Origin of the sequence: Idiomarina sp. UBA4206 (assembly GCF_002383015.1) — a bacterium.
GTDB lineage: Bacteria > Pseudomonadota > Gammaproteobacteria > Enterobacterales > Alteromonadaceae > Idiomarina > Idiomarina abyssalis.
The window spans coordinates 8,373-10,338 of record NZ_DFTS01000007.1; the positions used below are offsets into that span (position 1 = coordinate 8,373).

At 43.7% G+C, this 1,966-nt stretch carries 1 protein-coding gene; it reads left to right on the forward strand.

Features of this window, described 5'->3' with window-relative positions:
* The coding region (locus tag B3180_RS00820; protein ID WP_286842341.1) for a PAS domain-containing protein at window positions 1-1,966 on the forward strand (1,966 nt) is incomplete at both ends.

Here is a 1,966-nt window from a genome sequence, read left to right on the forward strand (position 1 = left end):
ACTGTCATTAGAGTCCTTTACGCCAGAGATATTTAAACTCCCCGGGTATAAATCAGCGACTCAGTCAAATATCAGCTCGATATCGGAAGATAAAAATGGTCGTTTACTCGTTGCGACAGAACGTTTTATTTACCGCTATAATGCGCAGGCTAATAAGTTTGAACAGCTTAACTTAACTTATAACGCTGAACCCATTGAGCAGGTTAACTACATCTATTCCGGCAAGCATTGGTATTGGTTAAGTACTGAAGAAGACGGTGTATTCGTTTGGGATGGCTTCTCCAGAGAAGTCTTTTCCCTCAATAAGCAAAATCCTATAACGGAACAAATTCCCGGAAACGAGCTATACTCCGCGTTGCGCTATCAGCAGCAACTCTGGCTGGTAACCAACGTTGGTCTGGTCATATTGAATGACGATTTTCGTTTAGAGCCAATCCCCAATTATCTCAGCGAGTTAAGCGATATCATTAGTATGCGTTTATCAGCCAGTGATGGGATATTGTTCAGCTCAAAGCAGGGTCTTTACAAACTGTCTAATGAGAAGCTCACTAAGTTGCATGATATTCCCACCACAAAGACCACCCAAATTGCACGGGGAGACATTTTTTCTATATCCAGACATTCAGGACTTTTTCAGATAGAAAGTCCCTTTGCTCCTTCTGCGTTAGCACATACCTCCCGACATACAGCGAAAACTGAGAACATTGGTTCACCTAAACTGATGCAGCAGGTTACGGCATCAACCGAAGACAAGAATGGTAACTGGTGGCTGGCGACTAATTTAGGTGTATTATTTTATGACACACGGGAGAAGGAAATTTCTGAGCTTCATCATTATCCAAACGCAAGCGTTCAAGTCGCAGAGATAGAGCTTTTTGCGAACTACTTGTATGTTCTGACCACTGAAACTAAAGCCGTTTACCGGTATGACATCCTGGAGAAAAGTTGGGAGCAACTTAATGTTGCTGAGCTGTCTTCTCAGCCCGCCAGATTAACTCATTTTGGCAAGTCACTGTGGCTGCATACGCAAACAGAAGCAATAGAGATAAGTGAATTTGGTCAGGTTTCTGGTAAACAACTTATTCTCGAAAGTCGTCCACTTTTCCCACACCCGATACATATTGATGTCAAAAAAGTAAATGAAAATAGCTACTTAAATAAGTTCAGCCTGCCATTTTCCAGAGCAAATGAGTATCTTTCTTATCGGTACAAATTAAACAGCGACGAAACTGCGTGGCAGTATCTCGAACAAGGTCAGGATTTTGTACAGCTTTCGTCTCTTCCCTCGGGTAGCCATAGGTTTGAAGTGCAGGCGTCTTATGACGGAAGCAACTGGTCTCCTTCCGCTTTTAAACAGCTCGACGTAATGACTCCGCTTTGGCAGAGTCCTATTGCCTGGGGAGCTTATATAACGGCCATTCTGATGGGCTTAGTCATTTATTGGTTAGTCCGTCGCCAACGCCAGTTGGTATTAGAACAAACGCTTACTCAATACAAAAGGCAAGCACAGGGACTACAGTCCAGCAACTATCAATGCTGGGAGTGGAATTTAAATTCTGGTGAGCTCGTTCGCCAGAATATTTGGCAAAGTTGCCCTGCATTCCCCATTGATGGGAAGCGAATTGGCTTTTCCGGCGGTCAGTCAAATATTCACCCTGAGGACCTACAGCGCTTACAAAACAGTCTCGATGATCACCTACAAAGAAAGTCTGAGGTATTTGAATGCACATACCGACTGGATAACCAGGGAAGTTGGCTTTGGGTAATGGACCGGGGACGATTGCAAAGCGACGGTCAAAATAAAATCATGTATGGCACCTTAAGCGATATCAGCAACCTGGTTAGCTCAGAAGAGCGTATTAATATGCTGGCCTCATCAATTACCAATATTTCTGACGGCATTTGTATTTTTGACCGCTTCTTCCGTAAGCGCGAGGTCAACAACGCGTTCCAACGTATTAGTGGT